This window comes from Olleya namhaensis, assembly GCF_900114005.1.
Lineage (GTDB): Bacteria > Bacteroidota > Bacteroidia > Flavobacteriales > Flavobacteriaceae > Olleya > Olleya namhaensis.
Genome location: NZ_FORM01000010.1, coordinates 53,909 through 74,836 on the forward strand (window position 1 = coordinate 53,909; position 20,928 = coordinate 74,836).

At 33.8% G+C, this 20,928-nt stretch carries 20 protein-coding genes; 11 read left to right on the forward strand and 9 right to left on the reverse strand.

The features are described 5' to 3' along the window. Positions 1–69: 69 nt before the first annotated feature. The 5 genes from BMZ09_RS14405 (at position 70) to BMZ09_RS14425 (ending at position 5,020) form a co-directional block, all read left to right on the forward strand. Positions 70–1,371, forward strand: a complete 1,302-nt coding sequence (locus BMZ09_RS14405; RefSeq protein ID WP_090841882.1) for an MFS transporter — start codon at positions 70–72, stop codon at positions 1,369–1,371. 64 nt (positions 1,372–1,435) lie between these two features. Next, positions 1,436–2,200 carry an SDR family NAD(P)-dependent oxidoreductase gene (locus BMZ09_RS14410; RefSeq protein WP_090841884.1) on the forward strand — a complete coding sequence of 255 codons (765 nt, stop codon included), beginning with the start codon at positions 1,436–1,438 and terminating at the stop codon, positions 2,198–2,200. Positions 2,201–2,414: 214 nt separating this feature from the next. Beyond that, positions 2,415–3,437 carry a sugar kinase gene (locus tag BMZ09_RS14415; protein WP_090841886.1) on the forward strand — a complete coding sequence of 341 codons (1,023 nt, stop codon included), beginning with the start codon at positions 2,415–2,417 and terminating at the stop codon, positions 3,435–3,437. 10 nt (positions 3,438–3,447) lie between these two features. Further along, on the forward strand, positions 3,448–4,113 hold the full coding sequence (locus BMZ09_RS14420; RefSeq protein ID WP_090841888.1) for a bifunctional 4-hydroxy-2-oxoglutarate aldolase/2-dehydro-3-deoxy-phosphogluconate aldolase: 666 nt from the start codon (positions 3,448–3,450) through the stop codon (positions 4,111–4,113). 67 nt (positions 4,114–4,180) lie between these two features. Beyond that, complete coding sequence (locus BMZ09_RS14425; protein WP_245741153.1) at positions 4,181–5,020, forward strand: DMT family transporter; 840 nt, start codon at positions 4,181–4,183, stop codon at positions 5,018–5,020. An 8-nt stretch (positions 5,021–5,028) separates the two neighbouring features. Here BMZ09_RS14425 and BMZ09_RS14430 read toward each other — a convergent pair whose 3' ends face one another. Continuing rightward, positions 5,029–6,264: a 3-deoxy-D-manno-octulosonic acid transferase gene (locus BMZ09_RS14430; protein WP_090841892.1), complete on the reverse strand. Its 1,236-nt coding sequence runs from the start codon at positions 6,262–6,264 to the stop codon at positions 5,029–5,031. A gap of 120 nt (positions 6,265–6,384) precedes the next feature. On the opposite strand from BMZ09_RS14430, the gene BMZ09_RS14435 reads away from it, so the two are divergent. The 3 genes from BMZ09_RS14435 (at position 6,385) to BMZ09_RS14445 (ending at position 9,020) form a co-directional block, all read left to right on the forward strand. Further along, positions 6,385–7,536 (forward strand): DegT/DnrJ/EryC1/StrS family aminotransferase, encoded by a 1,152-nt coding sequence (locus tag BMZ09_RS14435; RefSeq protein WP_090841894.1) that lies wholly within the window; start codon positions 6,385–6,387, stop codon positions 7,534–7,536. A 109-nt stretch (positions 7,537–7,645) separates the two neighbouring features. Beyond that, positions 7,646–8,665, forward strand: coding sequence for a UDP-glucose 4-epimerase GalE (gene galE / locus BMZ09_RS14440; RefSeq protein WP_090841896.1), 1,020 nt, complete (start codon positions 7,646–7,648; stop codon positions 8,663–8,665). A gap of 163 nt (positions 8,666–8,828) precedes the next feature. After that, the gene (locus BMZ09_RS14445) at positions 8,829–9,020 is read left to right on the forward strand and encodes a hypothetical protein (protein ID WP_090841898.1); all 192 of its coding nucleotides are present in this window, start codon (positions 8,829–8,831) and stop codon (positions 9,018–9,020) included. 35 nt (positions 9,021–9,055) lie between these two features. On the opposite strand, the gene lspA is transcribed toward BMZ09_RS14445, so the two are convergent. The 3 genes from lspA to BMZ09_RS14460 form a co-directional block, all read right to left on the reverse strand. Then, the gene (gene lspA / locus BMZ09_RS14450; protein ID WP_090841901.1) at positions 9,056–9,541 is read right to left on the reverse strand and encodes a signal peptidase II; all 486 of its coding nucleotides are present in this window, start codon (positions 9,539–9,541) and stop codon (positions 9,056–9,058) included. Further along, the gene (gene fabD / locus BMZ09_RS14455) at positions 9,531–10,430 is read right to left on the reverse strand and encodes an ACP S-malonyltransferase (protein WP_090841903.1); all 900 of its coding nucleotides are present in this window, start codon (positions 10,428–10,430) and stop codon (positions 9,531–9,533) included. The genes lspA and fabD overlap by 11 nt, the downstream gene beginning before the upstream one ends. 134 nt (positions 10,431–10,564) lie before the next feature. Next, positions 10,565–12,121 (reverse strand): NAD(P)/FAD-dependent oxidoreductase, encoded by a 1,557-nt coding sequence (locus BMZ09_RS14460; RefSeq protein WP_090841906.1) that lies wholly within the window; start codon positions 12,119–12,121, stop codon positions 10,565–10,567. Between the two features lie 201 nt (positions 12,122–12,322). On the opposite strand from BMZ09_RS14460, the gene dnaG reads away from it, so the two are divergent. Continuing rightward, positions 12,323–14,278 (forward strand): DNA primase, encoded by a 1,956-nt coding sequence (dnaG, locus tag BMZ09_RS14465; protein WP_090841908.1) that lies wholly within the window; start codon positions 12,323–12,325, stop codon positions 14,276–14,278. Here the strand turns inward: dnaG and BMZ09_RS14470 are convergent. Both BMZ09_RS14470 and nadE read right to left on the reverse strand, forming a co-directional pair. Continuing rightward, positions 14,273–14,896 (reverse strand): response regulator, encoded by a 624-nt coding sequence (locus BMZ09_RS14470; RefSeq protein ID WP_090841909.1) that lies wholly within the window; start codon positions 14,894–14,896, stop codon positions 14,273–14,275. The genes dnaG and BMZ09_RS14470 overlap by 6 nt on opposite strands. A 103-nt stretch (positions 14,897–14,999) precedes the next feature. Next, positions 15,000–15,788, reverse strand: a complete 789-nt coding sequence (nadE, locus tag BMZ09_RS14475) for an NAD(+) synthase (protein WP_090841911.1) — start codon at positions 15,786–15,788, stop codon at positions 15,000–15,002. 91 nt (positions 15,789–15,879) lie between these two features. On the opposite strand from nadE, the gene gldB reads away from it, so the two are divergent. Together gldB and gldC are read left to right on the forward strand one after the other, a co-directional pair. Next, the gene (gene gldB, locus BMZ09_RS14480) at positions 15,880–16,842 is read left to right on the forward strand and encodes a gliding motility lipoprotein GldB (RefSeq protein WP_090841914.1); all 963 of its coding nucleotides are present in this window, start codon (positions 15,880–15,882) and stop codon (positions 16,840–16,842) included. After that, positions 16,842–17,174, forward strand: coding sequence for a gliding motility protein GldC (gene gldC, locus BMZ09_RS14485; protein ID WP_090841916.1), 333 nt, complete (start codon positions 16,842–16,844; stop codon positions 17,172–17,174). The genes gldB and gldC overlap by 1 nt, the downstream gene beginning before the upstream one ends. An 86-nt stretch (positions 17,175–17,260) precedes the next feature. On the opposite strand, the gene pruA is transcribed toward gldC, so the two are convergent. The 3 genes from pruA to BMZ09_RS14500 form a co-directional block, all read right to left on the reverse strand. Continuing rightward, the gene (gene pruA, locus BMZ09_RS14490; protein ID WP_090841918.1) at positions 17,261–18,889 is read right to left on the reverse strand and encodes an L-glutamate gamma-semialdehyde dehydrogenase; all 1,629 of its coding nucleotides are present in this window, start codon (positions 18,887–18,889) and stop codon (positions 17,261–17,263) included. A 153-nt stretch (positions 18,890–19,042) separates the two neighbouring features. Further along, positions 19,043–19,429 carry a Co2+/Mg2+ efflux protein ApaG gene (gene apaG, locus BMZ09_RS14495; protein WP_090841920.1) on the reverse strand — a complete coding sequence of 129 codons (387 nt, stop codon included), beginning with the start codon at positions 19,427–19,429 and terminating at the stop codon, positions 19,043–19,045. An 85-nt stretch (positions 19,430–19,514) separates the two neighbouring features. After that, positions 19,515–20,765, reverse strand: a complete 1,251-nt coding sequence (locus BMZ09_RS14500) for a type IX secretion system plug protein (RefSeq protein ID WP_090841922.1) — start codon at positions 20,763–20,765, stop codon at positions 19,515–19,517. Between the last annotated feature and the right edge of the window lie 163 nt (positions 20,766–20,928).

The window sequence follows — 20,928 nt, forward strand, 5'->3', positions numbered from 1 at the left end:
AGACTTATAGTTAGTGTTTTACTATCTATAGGCTTAGAATTTGTATTTTAAAATTTTTAAAAAAAGGATATGAAAACAAAAGGATTAAGATGGTGGGTAGTAGGACTTGTGGCTTTGGCTGCAGTTGTTAATTACATAGATAGACAAGCTTTTGGAGCACTATGGCCTGACATTGCAAATGACTTATTTCCAGAGATGGATAAAGATGGACATAAAGTTATTTTTGGAACCATATCTACAGTTTTTATACTATCGTATGCTGGTGGTCAAGCGCTTTTTGGAAAAATATTTGATTGGATTGGTACAAGAATGGGTTTTGCACTTTCTATTGGTGTGTGGTCTATTGCAACGATGTTGCATGCCTTTGCTCAGGGAATGTTAAGTTTTTCAATTTTCAGATCAATATTAGGTTTAGCAGAGGCAGGTAATTGGCCTGGAGCTGCTAAAGCAAATGCAGAGTGGTTTCCAACAAAAGAAAGAGCACTTGCACAAGGTGTTTTTAATTCTGGAGCAGCAATTGGAGGTATAGTAGCGTATCCAGTTATTGGATTACTATCTGCTTATTTAGAGTGGAAAGCTATTTTTATAGTTGTGGGAGCGCTAGGATTATTATGGTTATTACCTTGGTTATATATTGTGAAATCAGGACCAAAAACACATCCTTGGTTATCGGATGATGAAAGAAAGTATATTCTTTCTGGACAAAAAAATCAAGATATTGATGAAGATGGTAATTATGATGACGGATATGTACCTACTACAACTGAGTTATTAAAACATAAAGAAAGTTGGGGAGTTATTATTGCTTCTGCAGCATTAGATCCTATTTGGTGGTTATTTATAGTTTGGATACCAATCTACTTGTCTGAAGTATTTGGTTTAAATGTTAAAGAGATTGCATTTTCTGCATGGTTACCTTATGTTGGAGCTATGATTGGTGCATGGGCAGGAGGGCTTATTGCACAAAATAGACTTACGGCTGGTTGGTCAGTAGATAAGACAAGAAAAATGGTTATTACTTTAGGGTGTTTAATTATGATTCCTTGTTTCTTTTTATTAAAAGCACCTGGATCAGCAACAACAGCAGTTATTATTATGGCAGTATTGCTTTTTGGTTTCCAAATTGCTATTGGTAACATACAGACACTGCCTAGTGATCTTTTTGGAGGAAAAATAGTTGGTACGCTATCTGGTTTTGCAGGTATGGCAGCTAAGCTTGGTGCAGCAGGATTAACTCTTTTAGTGACGTTTATTACTACAGGAGGTAATTATACACCTGCATTTTTAATAGGAGGAGCATTAGCAATAATTGCGTTATTATCGGTTTGGGTATTATGTCCTAAAATCGAACCATTAAAACCTAGAAATTAAATAAGAATAGTTAATCTATTTCAATATTAAAACAAGAATAAATTAAAATTAAACACATATAAAAATGAGTAATACAAACGGAAAAGTAGCTATAGTAACAGGTGCCACAGGAGGAATCGGTTTTGAAGTAGCAAAAAGATTAGGAAAAGATGGATATACTGTAGTTTTAAACGGTATTGATGATAAAGCTGGAGCTGAAAAATTAGCGCAATTAAAAGCTGATGGGATCACTGCAGAATATTACGGTTTTGATGTAACTAGCGAAGAGCAAGTAACAGCTAACATCGTTAAGATTGGTGAAAAATATGGTAGAATTGATGTGCTTGTAAACAATGCAGGTGGATTAGGTGGTCGATCTAGATTTGAAGAAATGACAACTGAGTTTTACAGAAATGTAATGGCTTTAAACTTAGATTCAGTATTTTTTGCTTCAAGAGCAGCTATCCCTTTCCTTAAAAAAGGAGAGCACCCTTCAATAATTAACTATACATCTAATGCAGGATGGACTGCAGGTGGACCAGGTGCAGGTATTTACGGTACGTCTAAAGCAGGTGTACACGCAATTACTAGAGCTTTAGCTAAAGATTTAGCTGAATATGGTATTAGAGTTAATGCAGTGTCTCCAGGGACTATTGATACACCTTTCCATGCACAGATTAAAGCAACTAAGCCAGAGGTTTTTGCTTCTTGGGCAAACAATATTATGTTAGGTAGATTAGGTCAGCCAGAAGATGTTGCTGGAGTAATCTCATTCTTAGCAAGTAAGGATGCGTCTTTCATTACAGCTGAAACGATCCAAATTGGTGGTGGTCAAGCTTTAGGAATTTAATTTTAAGTATCTTAGTTAGAAATAAATCAGACTTAGTTCATTATTACAAGTAATGAGATAATAGATTTAACTAACTAATGTTATAAGTTATAGTAAACTGGATAGTTTTATTTTTTGTACAATTTTTTTTTAACGTCTATTGATTGTTAAAAAAAGGTTTTAAAAAATAAAACTATTTGGTTTTTTTAAATAGAATAGTAATCAAATTTATAAAATGAGTAAAATTGTCACATTCGGAGAAATTATGTTAAGGCTCTCGACAGAGCGTCACTTAAGATTTTCTCAAGCAAATAAATTCGCTGCTTCCTATGGTGGTGGAGAGTTTAATGTAGCAGTATCATTAGCAAATTATGGTATTCCTGCCGAGTTTGTTACCAGGTTACCTGATAACGAAATTGGCGCTTGCGCGTTAAAAGAAATGCGTAAATTTAATGTAGAGTCCAAAAACGTGATTTATGGTGGTGACCGATTAGGTATTTATTATCTAGAAACGGGAGCTGGTACACGTGGTAGTAATGTAGTTTATGATAGAGCACATAGTTCTATGTCAACAATTACTAAAGGCGCTATAAACTGGGAAGACGTCTTAAAAGATGCAACATGGTTTCATTGGAGTGGGATTACCCCTGCAATTTCTCAATCTGCTGCTGACGAATGTCTAGAGGCTATAAAAGTTGCTCATAAATTAGGGATTACTATTTCTTCAGATTTAAATTATAGATCTAAATTATGGCAATATGGTAAAGAACCAAATCAAATAATGCCAGAGCTTTTAAAATATAGTAATATTATTTTAGGAGATATTGATACAGCATTTTTCATGCTAGGTAAAGATAAGGTTAATCCTAATTACCAAAATGAAAAATCATTACCCATCTTATACGATCAAATATTTAAATCGTGTCCTAATCTAAAAACAGTAGCGACGACCTTAAGGTATTCTGTTAGTGCATCTCACCAGCGTATTGGTGGTATCTTGTATGACGGAAAATCTGTGTATAATGCAGATGTTAAAGAAGTGACACCGGTAGTCGATAGAGTTGGTAGTGGAGATGCTTTTATGGGAGGATTAATTTACGGATTAGTAAACAATGATAACGATAAACAGCGTGCTTTAAATATTGCAGTAGCAGCTTGCTGCTTAAAACACACCATTTCTGGTGATTGTAATTTAATAACACTAGCTGATATCGAAAAATTATTAAGTGGAGATTCCTCAGGGAAAGTTTCCAGATAAAAAATACAAAATGGCAAATTTTACAAGAATACAAGTAGCAGAAGTTATGAAGCAAACAGGATTAGTTCCTTTGTTTTATAATGACGATATAGAAATTAGTAAATCAGTCGTAAAAGCTGTTTATGATGGTGGTGCACGTTTATTAGAGTTTACAGCTCGTGGCGATTTTGCTCACGAAGTTTTTGACGCTTTAAGTAAGTATGTAGCAAAAGAATTACCAGGAATGATAATGGGAGTTGGGTCTGTTACAGACGCTGCTTCAGCATCTAGATATATGGCTTTAGGAGCTAATTTTATTGTTACCCCAGTTTTAAGAGAAGACATAGCATTGGTTTGTAATAGACGTAAAGTGATGTGGTCTCCGGGTTGTGGAACTTTGACTGAGATTTGTCGTGCTGAAGAATTAGGTTGTGAGATAGTAAAACTGTTTCCGGGTGGAACATACGGTGCTGATTTTGTAAAAGCTATTAAAGGTCCGCAACCATGGACAAGTATAATGCCTACAGGTGGTGTCTCTCCAACTAGAGATAGTTTAGAAGCTTGGTTTAAGGCAGGTGTAACTTGTGTAGGGATAGGTTCTAAGCTTATCGCAAAGGGTGCTGATGGTAGTTATGATTTAGATAAAATAAAATCTACAACAGAAAGTACTTTAAAAATTATAGATTCGTTAAAATAATACGTTATTTAGCGCTATTAAATATATCCCTTCAATATTTTTTATTGAAGGGATTTTTTACTTGAAAATGAATTATAATAAGTCCATCATATTTATGGTTGTAAGTGCATTAGCTTTTGCACTTATGAATTTGTTAGTCAAATATCTAAATGGGTTTGGTGTGTATCAAATTGTTTTTTTTAGAGCCATCGGTACATTAGCTTTTACAACGCCATTAATCTTAAAAAATAAGATTCCTTACTTTGGTAAAAAGAAGCAATTAATGATAATAAGAGCCATAGTAGGTGTGATATCTTTGACCTGTTTCTTTCAATCTTTAAATTATATTGCTGTTGGTACTGCTGTGTCTTTACGGTATACAGCGCCAATTTTTGCAGCAATTTTAGCTGTGTTTTTACTTAAAGAAAAAATCAAATTATTGCAATGGTTTCTGTTTGCGTTAGCCTTTTCAGGAGTTTTAATTATCAAAGGGTTTGGTCAGGATATAAATACATTAGGATTAGTTTTAATCTTTGTTTCGGCTTTTTCTAATGGATTAGTTTTTGTTTTAATTAGAAAAATTGGAAAGGATGAAAGCCCATTGGTTATAATCAATTACTTTATGCTTACAGCCTTAATATTTGGAGGTGTAATGAGTATTGGAGACTGGAAGACGCCAAATCAAATAGAGTGGCTAATACTGCTTAGTTTAGGTGTTTTTGGCTATGTTGGACAACTCTATATGACCAAAGCTTTTCAAACAGGAAAAACTAGTGTTGTCGCACCGTTTAAATACGTTGAAGTAATTTTTACAATTATAGTAAGTACATTCTGGTTTTTAGAATCCTATAGTGCTATGGTATTATTAGGAATAGCTATAATAATAGCGGCTTTAATAAGTAACACCTTGTATGCTGCTAAAAAATAGTACTGTTTTTATTGCTGTAAATAGGTCATCACGGTAGTTGTAGCACCTTTGTTTTTTGCTATAAAATCTAAGTTTTTTAATCCCGTCGTTTTTCTAAAATCCGTATCATTAATAAGACGGTTTAAATTAGTGGTAAGTAAATCTATGTTAGCAATAGAAAACACACCACCATTGTCAATCATGTCAAAAGCTTCAGGAAATTTACTATAGTTTTTTCCAATCAGTATTGGTACACCAAATACAGCAGGCTCTAAAATGTTGTGCAGACCAGTGTTACCCATAGCGCCACCAACATAAGCAATATCTGCATAGCTATATGCTTTATTTAATAGCCCAATAGTATCTAAAATAAACACATCAAAATCTTGTAAATTCTGTCCTTCTTTTTTTGAAAATAAGACGGAAGATTTAATTAATCCAGACTGTATGTTTTCAATCTGTTTGGATTTAATATTATGTGGTGCAATTATAAACTTAACTGGTAGGCCTTCATAATCGTTGATAAAATCAATTAAAAGCAATTCGTCTTCCGGCCAAGAACTACCAACTACAATACATAATTTGTCGTCTTTAAAGGCTTTTATAAATGGTAAGTTGTTATCAATTAGTAATTGGTTAGAAACGCGATCAAATCTAGTATCTCCAGATATGGTTGCATGCTTATAACCAATAGTTTCTAAAAGTGTTTTTGAAGTTTCGTTTTGTGTAAAAATATGGTCAAAAGCAAATAGCGCTTTTTTAGTTTCCTTACCATACCATTTAAAAAAGGATTGGTCTTCTCTAAAAGCTGCTGATATTAATATAGCTTTCAGCCCTCTGTTTTTTATTTCATTTAAGTAATTAGGCCAAATTTCATATTTAACAAAAACAGTTAACTCTGGGTTAATCATAGTTATAAAACGTTTTGCATTTTGTTTACTATCTAAAGGCAAGTAAACAACGATATCCGCAAAAGGGGCGTTTTTTCTTATTTCAAAACCAGAAGGAGAGAAAAACGATAACACAATTTTATGATCGGGATAGTTTGTGCGTAATTGGTTAAAAATTGGTAAACCCTGCTCGTACTCTCCCAAAGACGCACAATGAAACCATAGTGTTTTATCACCAGTATTTAACGCTTGTTGTAGTTTTTTAAAAGTTTCAGCACGCCCAATAACCCCTAATTTAAGCTTGTTATTAAATAAACTTAGACCTTTTAAAGCTAAATTAGCTACTATAATGGTTGTGTTATAAAGTGTTTTCACGTATCTATTTTTGCTAAAATAAACAATTCATTGCTTAGCGTTTGGTATTTTTGTAAATTCGATAATTATAAATTAAAAGTAAAACTAAGTTTCTAACATTAGTTTACCACATATACAGCGATGAAAAAAATACAAATGGTTGATCTTAAAGGTCAATACGCAGCTATAAAAAATGTTGTAGATTCTTCAATTCAAGAAATTATAGACAACACCAGTTTTGTAAATGGGCCTAAGGTGCATGAGTTTCAAAAAAATCTTGAAGATTACTTAGATGTAAAACACGTAATCCCTTGTGCTAATGGTACAGATGCATTGCAAATTGCAATGATGGGATTAGGTCTGGAGCAAGGAGATGAAGTGATCACAGCCGATTTTACCTTTGCTGCAACTGTAGAGGTTATCGCATTATTAAAACTTACACCTGTTTTAGTAGATGTAAACCCTGACGATTTTAATATCAGTATTGAAGCCATTAAAAAGGCAATTACACCAAAAACCAAAGCGATTGTACCTGTACATTTATTTGGGCAATGTGCCAATATGGAAGCAATCATGCAAATAGCAGAAGAGCATAATTTGTATGTTATAGAAGATAATGCACAAGCAATTGGCGCAAACTATAAGTATAGCAATGGGACAAAAGCAAAAGCGGGTGCCATAGGTCATGTGGCTTCAACATCCTTCTTTCCTTCTAAAAATTTAGGATGTTATGGAGATGGAGGCGCTATTTTTACTAACGATGATGCGTTAGCACATACTATAAGAGGAATAGTAAATCACGGAATGTACGAGCGTTACCACCATGATGTGGTAGGGGTAAACTCGCGTTTAGATTCTATACAAGCAGCAGTTTTAGATGCAAAATTACCTAAGTTAGATAGTTATAATAATGCACGTCGTAATGCCGCAAGAAAATATAGTGCAGCATTGGCAGGCGTACCGCAAATAACAACTCCAAAGACGGTAAATAATTGCGAAGGTATTTGTGATACGTGCGACTGTCACGTGTTTCATCAATATACTTTAAAAATCCAAAACGCAGACAGAGATGCTTTAGTGAAGCACTTAAATGATAACGGAATTCCATGTGGTGTGTACTACCCAATCCCGTTACATTTACAAAAAGCATACAAAGATGAGCGTTATAACGAATCTGATTTTCCTGTTACAAACCAATTAGTAAAGCAAGTAATATCATTACCAATGCATACCGAGTTGGATGACGAGCAAATCGAATTTATAACAACAACAATTAAAAATTTTTTAGCCTAAACCATTAGGGCGTTACCACAAGGGTCGGGTTATCCGCTAAAATCTTTTTTTGCCATATATGGCAGCAAAAAAAGGATACCGCTTCTATCCCTAACGCATATAACCACATATGAAAATACTAGTAACAGGCGGTTTAGGGTTTATAGGGTCACACACCGTTGTCGAGCTTCAAAATAAAGGATACCAAGTTGTAATAATAGATAATCTCTCCAATGCCTCATTAGACGTTTTGGAGGGTATTGTTTCAATTACAAATCAGGCGCCTATTTTTGAAAAGCTAGATTTAAAAGATAAGTCAGCAGTTCAAAACTTTTTTAAAGCACATCAAGACATTCAAGGTGTTATCCATTTTGCAGCAAGTAAAGCAGTAGGAGAGAGTGTAACCAATCCTTTAATGTATTATGAGAATAATATCAATACCTTGGTTTACGTACTACAAGAACTAATAAAATTAGAAGTGTCTAATTTTATCTTTAGTTCTTCGTGCACCGTTTATGGGCAGGCAGACGTAATGCCAATAGCAGAAACTGCACCAGTAAAACTAGCAGAATCACCCTACGGAAACACAAAACAAATTGGAGAAGAAATAATAAAAGACACATGTAATATCAATGCTAAATTAAACAGTATTGCTTTGCGTTATTTTAATCCAATTGGCGCACACGATTCTGCAAAAATAGGCGAGTTACCAATTGGTGTGCCTCAAAATTTAATACCATATATAACGCAAACTGCCATAGGACAAAGAGCACAATTATCTGTGTTTGGAGATGATTACCCAACTTCGGACGGCACTTGTGTTAGAGATTATATTCATGTTGTAGATTTAGCAAAAGCGCATGTTGTGGCATTACAACGCTTATTAAATAAGAATAATCAAACTAATTTTGAGGTCTTTAATTTAGGGACAGGAACAGGTAGTACAGTATTAGAAGTCATTAAAGCATTCGAAAAAGTTTCAGACACAAAACTTAATTATAAGATAGTAGACAGACGTCAAGGTGATGTTATTTCTGCTTATGCAGATACGTCAAAAGCTAACGCAGAATTAGGATGGAAATCAGAGCATACATTGGAAGATGCTATGCTATCTGCTTGGAAATGGCAAAAAGTGTTACACTCTAATTAACATATTAGGTGCCAGATGTTATTCTAGTTGTCAATCTTATAATTATAACGGAACATAGTTAACACATTTGTATTAATTATCTGATTAACACTATTTTAGTTTTTTAAATTCGTTGTTGGTCATTATTCTTTATTCCTTTGCAACTAATGCAAATGATAAAACAATGAAATTGATCACAGTAAAACGTCAGACAAGACAGGAAAACAGATTTGCTCCCAAAATGGGGAGACTTAGTGCCAAAGTAACGTACATTAAAAAACAAGTGCTTGGCATACCAATTAAAACGCTTCACAAGTATCGCGAAACGTATTACGGAGAAGTTAAAGATTGCAGTGCATGTAATTTAGCTAGATAAATAAAAAAGCCTCGATAAATATCGAGGCTTTTTTTTTATGCTTTTTTAGTATTAAAACTGCCCACTATCAAACAGCCCATTCCAACCATAACAGATACATCTGCTAGATTAAAAATTCCTGTTCTAAACACACCACCTAAGTCAATGTGTAAAAAGTCGGTTACAGAGCCATATACAATACGATCGTATACATTGGCTATTCCACCACCTATTATACAACAAAACCCAACTAAGGTCATTGTATTCATCGTTTTGTCTTTAATAATATGTCTTAAAACTAAAGCTAAAACTATTATAGGTAATACTAAAAGTAACCCAATACGCAGCGCAGGACTAAAGTCACTACCCATACCTAAAAAGGCACCTTTATTCTCTACATTATGAAGTGTAAAATATTGTCCAAAAATTTCAGTTTCAGTACCTGCAATAACATCAACTCTAACAATGATTTTAGAGACTTGATCCAAAATTATATTTAAAACAATTAAGCCTAGAATAAGTATATTTCTACTACTCATCATTTTTTAGATCTAAGGTTGCAGATGCCGTCTGTGCGTCTCTGTTAATCTTTTTTACCAACCCTTGTAATACTTTTCCAGGTCCAACTTCAGTAAATAAAGTTGCCCCATCTGTTATCATTTGCTGCACAGATTGTGTCCAACGCACAGGTGCAGTTAATTGAGAGATTAAGTTTGCTTTTATTTCGTTTTCATCAGTAATTGCAGTTGCAGTTACATTTTGATAAATTGGGCAATGTGGTGTGCTAAATGTTGTGTTTTCAATAGCTGCTGCTAATTCTTCTCTTGCAGGCTCCATCATTGGTGAGTGAAATGCGCCTCCAACAGGAAGCATTAATGCACGTCTTGCTCCTGCTTCTTTCATTGCTTCACAAGCTTTTTCTACTGCACTAACTTCTCCAGAGATTACTAATTGTCCAGGACAATTGTAATTTGCTGCAACAACAACACCATCTATATTAGCACAAATATCTTCAACAACTTTGTCTTCAAGACCTAATACTGCAGCCATTGTACTTGGTTGTATTTCGCAAGCTTTTTGCATGGCTTGTGCACGCTGAGATACTAATTTAAGTCCATCTTCAAAGCTTAGTGCGCCTGCTGCTACTAAAGCAGAAAATTCACCTAAACTATGTCCTGCAACCATTTCAGGTTTAAAAGTGTCTCCTAAGGTTTTTGCTAAAATAACGGAGTGTAAAAAAATAGCAGGTTGTGTAACCTTTGTTTCTTTTAATTGCTCAGCACTACCTTCAAACATAATGTCTGTAATGTTGAAACCTAAAATTTCATTTGCATCTTCAAATAAATGCTGTGCTTCTGGTGAGTTTTCGTATAAATCAAGACCCATTCCTGTAAATTGGGCACCTTGACCTGGAAATATATATGCTTTCATTGATTTCTAATTTAAGAGGCAAAAATAAGAATAATATCTTTATTTGAAGCACGACTAATATTAAGACTTATAACCGTAAAGGTTAAGTCTAAATGGATTTATGTCTATGTTAATAGCGCTTTTAAAAGGACCTATTATAGTTTGCCTGTTGCAGCTTCTGCACAACGTTCACCATCCATGGCAGCGCTAATAATTCCACCAGCATATCCACCACCTTCACCGCAAGGATATAAGTTTGTGATTTCTGGATGCGCTAACGTTTCTCCTCTTGGAATACTAACCGGAGATGAAGTACGAGATTCAACCCCAATAATATTAGCTTCTTCAGTATAGTATCCTTTCATTTTATCTCCAAATGCTTTAAACCCTTTTCTTAAAGAGGCTCCTATTAATTTAGGAAATAAACTATGTAAAGGGGCACTGTTTAGACCGGGTTGGTAAGAGGTTTCATTTAAACTACTTGATAATTTACCTTCAACAAAATCAGTCATTCTTTGTGCGGGCGCTACTTGGCTGCGTCCACCTGCATTAAATGCTAACTTCTCTAAGTCTTTCTGAAATTCTAATGCTTTTAAAGCGCCAAAATGTTCGTATTTTTTAAGATCGCGATTGGCATCAATTTCTACAACAATTCCTGAGTTTGCAAATTTGTTATTTCGCCTTGAAGGTGACATTCCATTAACAACAACTTCTCCATTAGCAGTTGCTGCAGGAACAATAAATCCACCTGGACACATGCAAAAACTGTATACACCACGTCCATTGACTTGTTGTACTAAGCTGTAAGAGGCAGCGGGTAATAACTCAGGTCTTGGTCCTTCACAATGGTATTGAATGCTATCAATAATATGTTGTGGATGTTCTGCTCTAACACCCATTGCAAAAGACTTTGCTTCTAGTGCAATATTTTTGTTATGTAGTAGATTAAAAATATCTCTAGCAGAGTGCCCTGTTGCTAGTATCACTTTATCGGTTATTAATTCGTCTCCATTTTTAAGTTGGATAGCTTCGATCTTATTATTTTTAATTGTAAAATCTGTGACACGGGTATTAAAATGGACTTCTCCACCATATTTAAGGATATTCTCTCTAATATTTTGTACAACTTTTGGTAGCTTGTTGGTTCCAATATGTGGATGCGCATCAACCAAAATTTGATCCGTAGCGCCGTGATAAACAAGGTTTTCAAAAATACGACGTACATCACCACGTTTTAAACTACGGGTGTATAATTTACCATCACTATAAGTTCCTGCACCTCCTTCTCCGAAGCAGTAATTAGAGTCTTCGTTTACAAAATGGTCTTGATTGATGGCTTTTAAATCGCGTCGTCTATCTTTTACATTTGCACCACGCTCTAAAACTATAGGTTTAAACCCTAATTCTATACAACGTAAAGCTGCCCACATACCAGCGGGACCAAATCCTATAATATGTATAGGTTTTGCTTTTGATACATCTTTATAGTCAAAGGTGTAGTCAGATGTGTCAGGCATAGGTTCCTTAATAAAAACCGAAACCTTATAATTAAAGATGATTTTTGGTTTTCTGGCATCAATAGATTTTCTTAAAACCTTAATTCCTGTAATGTCATCTCTTGACATGGAAAGGGATATCGCAGATTTTTTAATTAAAATATCTGGAATCTCTTCTTCTTTTAACGAAACACGAAGTTGAATATCTTTTACCATGCTGCAAAATTAGTCAAATTTGAGATAAAAGACATGAACTACGATTTATCTTGTTTAACATTTTTTTTATTTGCTACTTATTAGAGAATAGGTTATTACAATATAAAGGGGTTTTGTGTGTTTTAAAACTATATGTTTAGTAATTGAAAACCGTCTTATTTATATTACTTTTACAGTCTAATCCTTCAAAATAAAAAAATCTTGATTTCAAAATCTTCCATAGACCAAGTATATGAAGTCTCCAGACTTGAAGAGGTTATTGGTGACTTTGTTCAGCTTAAAAAAGCAGGTAGTAATTTTAAGGGTTTAAGTCCTTTTTCTGACGAGAGATCGCCAAGTTTTGTGGTGTCTCCTGTTAAACAAATATGGAAAGATTTTTCTAGTGGTAAAGGGGGTAATGTCGTTGCTTTTTTAATGGAGCATGAGCATTTTACTTATCCAGAAGCTATTAAATATTTGGCTAAAAAGTATAATATTGAAATTGAAGAAACAATACAATCTGACGAGCAGAAACAAGAACAGGATAAACGTGAAAGTTTATACTTAGTTAGCGAGTTTGCAAGTAAGTATTTTCAAAATATACTGCATAATACAGATCAAGGAAAGGCAATTGGTTTAAGTTATTTTAAAGAGCGTGGTTTTACACTAGAAACCATAAAGAAATTTGATTTAGGATATAGTTTAGATCAGTGGAGTGGATTTACAGACGAAGCTTTAAAAAAAGGATATAAATTAGAGTTTTTAGAAGCTACAGGATTAACAATTGTAAAGGAGAGTAAGCGTTTTGACCGTTTTAAAGGGCGTGTGTTGTTTCCTATACAAAGTATGAGTGGTCGTGTTTTAGGTTTTGGAGGACGTATTTTAACCAACGATAAAAAAGCTGCTAAATATCTAAACAGCCCAGAAAGTGATCTGTACCATAAAAGTAAAGTGTTGTATGGTATTTATAATGCCAAACAAAGTATAGCTAAAGAAGATAATTGTTATTTGGTAGAAGGGTATACGGATGTTATTCAATTTTATCAAACAGGAATAAAAAATGTTGTATCCAGTTCTGGAACAGCTTTAACAAGTGATCAGATTAGATTAATTAACCGTTTAACTAAAAACATTACTGTATTATTTGATGGTGATGCTGCGGGTATGCGTGCCTCTTTAAGAGGAATTGATTTAATCCTTGAACAAGGTATGAATGTTAAGGTTTGTACATTTCCTGAAGGGGAAGATCCGGATAGTTTTGCTAAATCTAATACCTTAGAAGAGTTAACTAAGTATTTAGAAGACAATGCTCAGGATTTTATACAGTTTAAAGCTTCTGTGTTATACGAAGGTGCAAAAAATGACCCAATAAAAAAGGCGGAAACTATTAGAGATATTGTAAACAGTATTGCTAAAATTCCGGATAGAATTAAAACTGAAATCTATATTCAAGAGTGTGCTAGAATAATGGATATTAGTGAGGAAGTATTGTTTTCTACTTTGGCACAAATCACAAACAAAGATCAAAATAGTGGGTCTAAAGGTCCAGAAACACCTAAAGCTTTTGAGGTTGTTAAAAACACACCGACAGTTAAAAAAGTAGATGTACAATATACATTAGAACGAAAAATTATTGAAATTTTATTGCTTTATGGGGATAGAACAGAGGATTTTGAAGATTTAATTTTAAAAGAAAACGAAAAAGGACAGTTGGAGTTAGAACCTGTTGTGCAGCAATCTAAAGTGTTTGAAAAAGTGTTTTTAGATTTGCAAGAAGACGAAATGGAGTTTTTAAATCCAATGTTTAAAGATATTTATTTTGCAATAATTGAGACCTTAAATCAAAATCCTGAATTTAAAATAGAGAGTATTATAAATACAATTCATCCTGATTTAGCTTCAGAGATTACGTCTATATTAATGGAAGATGAGCGTTATGAATTGTCCGATTGGGAACGTAACAATATATTCCCGAAAACTAAAGTAGACTCTGTGCCACAGTTAGTAAGCGAAACGATTTTAACGTTAAGATGCTTTTTAATTGATCAAAAAGTACTTAATTACCAGCAACAAACACTTCAAAACAGAGCAGAAGTAAATAGAGACATCTTAGAAGAGGTCAAGGACTACTCTGGTTTGAAAATGTTGTTAGCTAGAAAATTAAACCGAGCGTTATAAATCTAAACTTTTGGCTTGATTTACAAGATCTATTAAGTTAGTTACGTTTAGTTTTTTCATTAAACGCGCTCTGTATGTACTTACCGTTTTCTCGTTGATTTGTAATTCTTCAGCAATTTCTTTATTTCTTCTTCCGTTAGATAAAAGTTTTAAGACTTCAACCTCTCTAGTAGATAGTTTTTTATAGTAATTACTTTTTCCAGAATTTTTATCAAGAGCAATCTTTCTAGATAGACTTGGGCTTATATAAACGCCACCCAAATGTACTTTCATGATGGCATCTTTTAGTGTTAATAAGTCCGTAGATTTTTGAACATAACCATCTGCGCCAGCTTTTATAGCACTTACCGCATACACTTCTTCTTGTTGTGCGCTGTAGATAATAACTTTTACTTCGGGATGTTCTTTTTTAATACGTCTTAAAACACTAATACCATTAAGCTTTGGTAAATCTATTTCACAAAGTAAAATATCTGTAGTGTATTGTTTTAGAGCGCCAAAAATAGCTTCGCCGTCAGGAACAGCTTCAATAAATTTTATATCACGCGAACTTGCGAAGACCAATTCTAACCCTTTTGTGACAATAGGGTGTTGGTCCGCAACCATTAGTTTAACCATGGTCAATTAGTTTTTAAGGTGCTCCTTTTAAATAAAAAAAGCACGAGTTATAGAAATAATAATAGCATGGTAAAGGTATGTAAAATTTTATTAGCTTAGACTTTTAGATTAAATCTTTAGGTATCTCGCAAACCGGAATTGGGTTCATTTTATGTAAGTTGTTGGTATTGTATCTTTTAAAAATTTTAAATACTTCTTTTTCTCTTCCAGAAAAGTCTGTTTCGGTTTTTCCTTCGTCTTTCATTTTCATTGCCCATTCTAATTCTGGGTAAGATGCACCAATTTGATCTTCGTCACTTCTAGCATCACCAAAAAGCCCATCACTAGGTGCCGCATTGATTATAGAACTTGATACTTTTAAATAATCGGCAAGGGTATAAACTTCACTTTTAAGTAAATCTGCAATCGGACTTAAATCCACACCGCCATCACCATATTTTGTGTAAAAACCAACACCAAAATCTTCTACTTTGTTCCCTGTTCCTGCCACTAGTAAGCCTAGTAATCCAGCATGGTAATATAGGGTTGTCATACGTAAACGTGCACGTGTATTGGCAAGAGCCATATCTACAATTTCTTGTTTCCCGTCTAAAGACACTTCGGTTTTAAACTCTTCAAAAACAGGTGTTAGGTCAGATATAATACCGCTAACGTTAGGATATCGTTTTTTAAGTTGCTCAATATGCTCTTGGCCTCTAGAGACATGACTAGCTGGTTGATGTATAGGCATTTCTACACATAAAACCTTTAAACCTGTTTCTGCGCAAAGCGTTGAGGTAACTGCGCTATCAATTCCGCCAGAAATTCCAACAACAAAACCATTAACTTTTGCGTTAGTAGCATAATCTTTTAACCATTTTACAATATGTTTAACAACTTTTTCTGTTTGCATAATCAAAGAATTTTAAACAAAGAATAGTACCTTTGCCTAACAAAAATAAAGTAAACCCTTTAGTAATAAAAATTAAGAGCGCTTAAGTTTTATGAGAGTATCCATTTTAATTATATCATTATTTTTCTTAGTGTTTTCTTGTCAAGATAATAACAAGGATGCAGATCAAATCGCAAATATTGATGTAAATCTTAATATTGCGCGTTTTGATGTCGCTTTCGCGGAAGCAAGGCCTGGTGATTTAGATCAGTTAAAGACAGAATTTCCATTTATGTTTCCTAGTCAGTTTGATGATGCCTTTTGGGTAGGAAAAATGAGCGATACTTTACAGCTTCAATTAAATGAAGAAACTATAAAACAGTTTCCTGATTTAAAAAAAGAAGAAGAGGAAATTAAGCAATTATTTCAATCCTTAAAATATTACTTCCCAACATTTAAAACCCCTCGCGTAATAACAACAACATCGGATGTTGATTACAGAAACAAAGTTATAGTTACAGATACTATTGCTGTTATAGAGTTGGATACCTATTTAGGGAGTGATCATTTTTTTTACGAAGGACTTCAAAATTACATTGTAGCTAACATGCGACCAGAACAGATTGTGGTGGATTTAGCAGATGCTTATGCTAAAAAGTATGTGTCCAACGCAAAAAGAAAAAATCTATTAGACGAAATGGTTTACTCAGGAAAGCTTTTATATATCAAAGACAAGCTTATTCCTTTTAAATCGGATGCAGAGAAAATAGGATACACACAAGCTCAATTAGATTGGGTTACGGCTAACCAAGAGCAAATGTGGCAATACTTTATTCAAAAAGAATTGTTATACAGTACGGACTCTAAATTACCTAATCGCTTTATTAATGCAGCACCATTTTCTAAGTTTTACTTAGCAGAAATAGATAACGAATCTCCTGGGAAAGTAGGGCAGTTTGTAGGTTGGCAAATTGTAAAAGCATACATGGAAAATAACGATGTGACATTAGCAGAATTGCTTAATGCACCAGCGCAAACAGTATTTAATAAATCTAAATATAAACCAAGACAGTAATGGCTAAAATTACCTCAGAAATAACTTTAAAAGTAGAGTTAGACGAAAACAGAGTGCCGGAAAAATTAAATTGGACAGCACAAGATGGAGGCATTAAAAATGCTGAAGCTAAAGCAATGATGTTATCCGTTTGGGATAATGTAGCACAAGAATCTTTAAGAATAGATTTATGGACTAAAGATATGCCTGTGGATGAAATGAAAGTGTTTTTTCATCAAACCCTAGTAGCGATGAGTGATACTTTTAATAGAGCAACTCAAGACGAGAAAATGACGGCAACAATGAAAGATTTTTGCGACTATTTTGCCGAAAAATTAGAACTTAAAAAGTAGTAGACTTATTTTTTATAGTTTACAATAAAGCAAAAAAAAACGCGAACCATTGGTTCGCGTTTTTTAGTTTATAAATAGTTGTTATACTATTCTCCTAAGAAAGGATATCTATAATCTACTGGAGTTACAAATGTTTCTTTAATCATTCTTGGAGATACCCAACGTTGTAAGTTTAAGATACTTCCTGCTTTGTCATTTGTTCCAGAGCCTCTTGCGCCTCCAAATGGTTGTTGTCCTACAACAGCACCTGTTGGCTTATCGTTAATATAGAAGTTTCCAGCACAGTTTTCTAAAGCTTTAGTTGCTTCGATAACAGCATATCTGTCTTTTGCTAAAATAGCACCAGTTAATGCGTAATCACTAGTCTCGTCTACTAATTTTAATGTTTCAGAATAGTTGTCATCTTCAAACACATAAATAGTAATAACAGGACCAAATAACTCATCGCACATTGTTGTGTATTTAGGGTCTTCTGCAACAATAACAGTAGGCTCTATAAAGTAACCCTTGCTTTTGTCGTGTCCACCACCAACAATAATGTCAGCACCTTTGTCTGCTTTTGCTTGATCTATGTATTTAGCTAATTTGTCAAATGATCCTTCATGGATTACAGCAGTTATGAAGTTACCCATATCTTCCGGAGATCCCATTTTAAATGACTTAACATCTGCAATTACTTGCTCTTTTACTTCGTTCCAAATACTTTTTGAAACGTAAGCACGAGAAGCAGCACTACATTTTTGACCTTGAAATTCAAAAGCACCTCTTGTAATAGCTGTTGCTACTTGTTTAGGATTAGCAGTTTTGTGTGCAACGATAAAATCCTTACCACCTGTTTCTCCAACAATTTTTGGATATGTTTTGTAGTTATGGATATTGTTACCAATTTGTTTCCATAATTCTTTAAATACATAAGTAGAACCTGTAAAGTGTAAACCAGAAAAATCAGGGCTAGCTAATACAGTATCTGTAATCATTACTGGGTCACCAAATACAACATTGATAACACCTGCAGGTACACCAGCTTCTTCAAATACATCCATAATTACTTTTGCAGAGTATATTTGAGAATCACTTGGCTTCCATACAACAACATTCCCCATCATTGCCATACAAGCAGGTAGATTACCAGCAATAGCAGTAAAGTTAAATGGAGATACAGCGTATACAAAACCTTCTAGTGGTCTGTATTCTATTTTATTCCAAGCACCACTTGTACTTTGTGGTTGCTCATGATACATTTCTGTCATAAACTGTACGTTAAAACGTAAAAAGTCTATTAACTCACATGATGCATCAATTTCTGCTTGATGAATGGTTTTTGATTGTGCAATCATAGTTGCGGCATTAATCTTAGCTCTGTAAGGACCTGCAATTAATTCGGCAGCTTTTAAAAAGATAGCAGCACGATCTTGCCAAGGCACTTGAGACCAGCTTTTTCTTGCTTCTAAAGCAGTAGAAATAGCTTCGTCTACGTGAGATTTCTCAGCTAAATGATATTGACCAACAACATGTTTATGATCATGCGGAGGAGACATTGTTCTAGTGTTTCCAGTTGTTACATCTTTTCCGTTAATATACATTGGCACGTCTAAGTTGCTATTGTACATTGTTTTGTATGTCTTAGCTATTGCTTCACGATATTGACAGCCTGGAGCATATTCTCTTACTGGTTCGTTAACAGCAATTGGTACATTGAAAAATCCTTTTCCCATGATAAGTGTTGTGTTTTTAGTTTGAAAATTTAAAGCACAAAGTTACGATTTTTTGTTGGGTTATATGTGTTAGTAAAATTGTAAAATATTAGAATTTAATATTTACATTTTTAGTATAACAGAGTACATTAATAAGAAAAGTAATCCGTGCTATTAATTGAGTGCAAAAGGAGCACTTAATTTAAAACTAGGAATAGCAACATTAAACTTTTTGGTAGTAGTAAAGTTTACCATACTGTAATACCCTTTCATCGCTCCAAAAGGAGAGGTTAGTAAGCATCCAGACGTATAGGTGTGGGATTCTCCAGGTTGTAATACTGGTTTTAGGCCAATAACACCTTCTCCAGAAACTATTTCTTCATCATTTAAGGCATCAGAAATAATCCAATGTCTAGCGTTTAGTTGCACAGAGTCTTTACTTTGATTTTCGATAGTAACAACGTAACCAAAAGCGAAGTTGATTTTATAATTTTTATAAAATGTGCCCTCAAAATTAGTTTCTACCGTAATTTTAATCCCGCTTGTAACTTGTTGAACCATAGTGTTAAGCAATTTGCTTATTGTAAAAATAATGAATTATTTGTTACAATGTAATAATTTATAGAGGTAAGGCTGTTTTTAACAATTAATTAGTGATTCCAACAGAGTTAGCTTCGCCTAAGCCAATAATTTTGTCATATCTAGTGCCTAGTGCTCTGTAATAGACTAATACTTTGTAGTTGTTTTCGGTTTGCCAAAAACTGCCACCAATAGTATGTTCTTGCAGTGTTCCGTCTTGGTCTACTATTACATATTTGTAATTATAATACCCTTGTTTTAATTGTATAGCGGTTGCGTAAATATCTTCCCCTTCATAATATTCTAAAGCTGTTTGAGGTTCTATAGCATAATTATTAAAATTACCATAGACGTGTATGGTTTGGCCTTCTTTTAGTTTTGGGTATTGTAAAGCAAAGTGTACCCAAGCATAATCTGCTTCCGTTTCTGGTTGATCAGAATTTAAAGCATTTATAAAAAAGTTTCCGTTAAGGTCGGGGCTATAAGTGTATTCTAAGTCAGCACGAGATGTGTTGGTGTAAAGATAGGTTTGATATAAATCTTCTAATCTTATGTATTGTACACCAGTATTTGCAGCTCTAATTTCTTTGTTTTCAAAGCTTAAAAACTCATTACCACCCAAAAAACTTGAGGCTTCATTATATCTGTAGCTTAATTCATTACCAAGTATGTATTGCGGTTTTAAGTCTGTAATAGCAGATGTTAGGTTGTTATTCTGAATTATTACTGTTTTTACGGTTTCTTTTGGGTTGACAAATTGTAATTGTCCCGAGCTTATTGAAATGTCTACCGATTGTTTTTCGGCAATGGTAGAAACATTTCTAGAGCGCTTAATTTCTAAACCTACATTGGCTTGAGATTGATAAACCATGAATTTTCTAGTAAAAATAACATCGTCATAATCGTCATAAATAGTAAGCAGGTAGTTACCTGTAATTTTTATGCTTTTAGTAAATTGATTGGGAATAGATAATTTGTAATGCGAAAACGTTTGTAGCGTATTAAATGAGTTGTCGTAGTCTCTGATGCGTTGCTCATCAAAGCCATCAATGTACTCTGATTCTACTAAAATAGAGGGTGTCCAATCAAAATTATAGTGTTCTATTTTATAATAATAATCTTCCTCGTCTCCGTTTAACGCATCAAATTCTAATAGTAATGTCTCTCCTAATTGTATTATTGGTAGTTGACTTTCTGAAGTACCTCCGTTAAAATAAATAGTTTTGATATAGTCGGGAGGTGTGATTTCTTCAACTTGAGAAAACCCCGTTGTAAAAATTAGAAACGCAATGACAAAGTGTTTAATATTTATAGGCATTTATAGGCTATTTTGAATAACAAAGATAAACAAAATCTATGCCTAAGTTATTTTTGTTATTTAGAATAATTATAAATAAAGCAACTACAGTCTTCTACTCAAAGAAATTTTGTTATTAATTTGTATTTTTGCACGGATTTTTAAGCCTATAAAAATCACAATC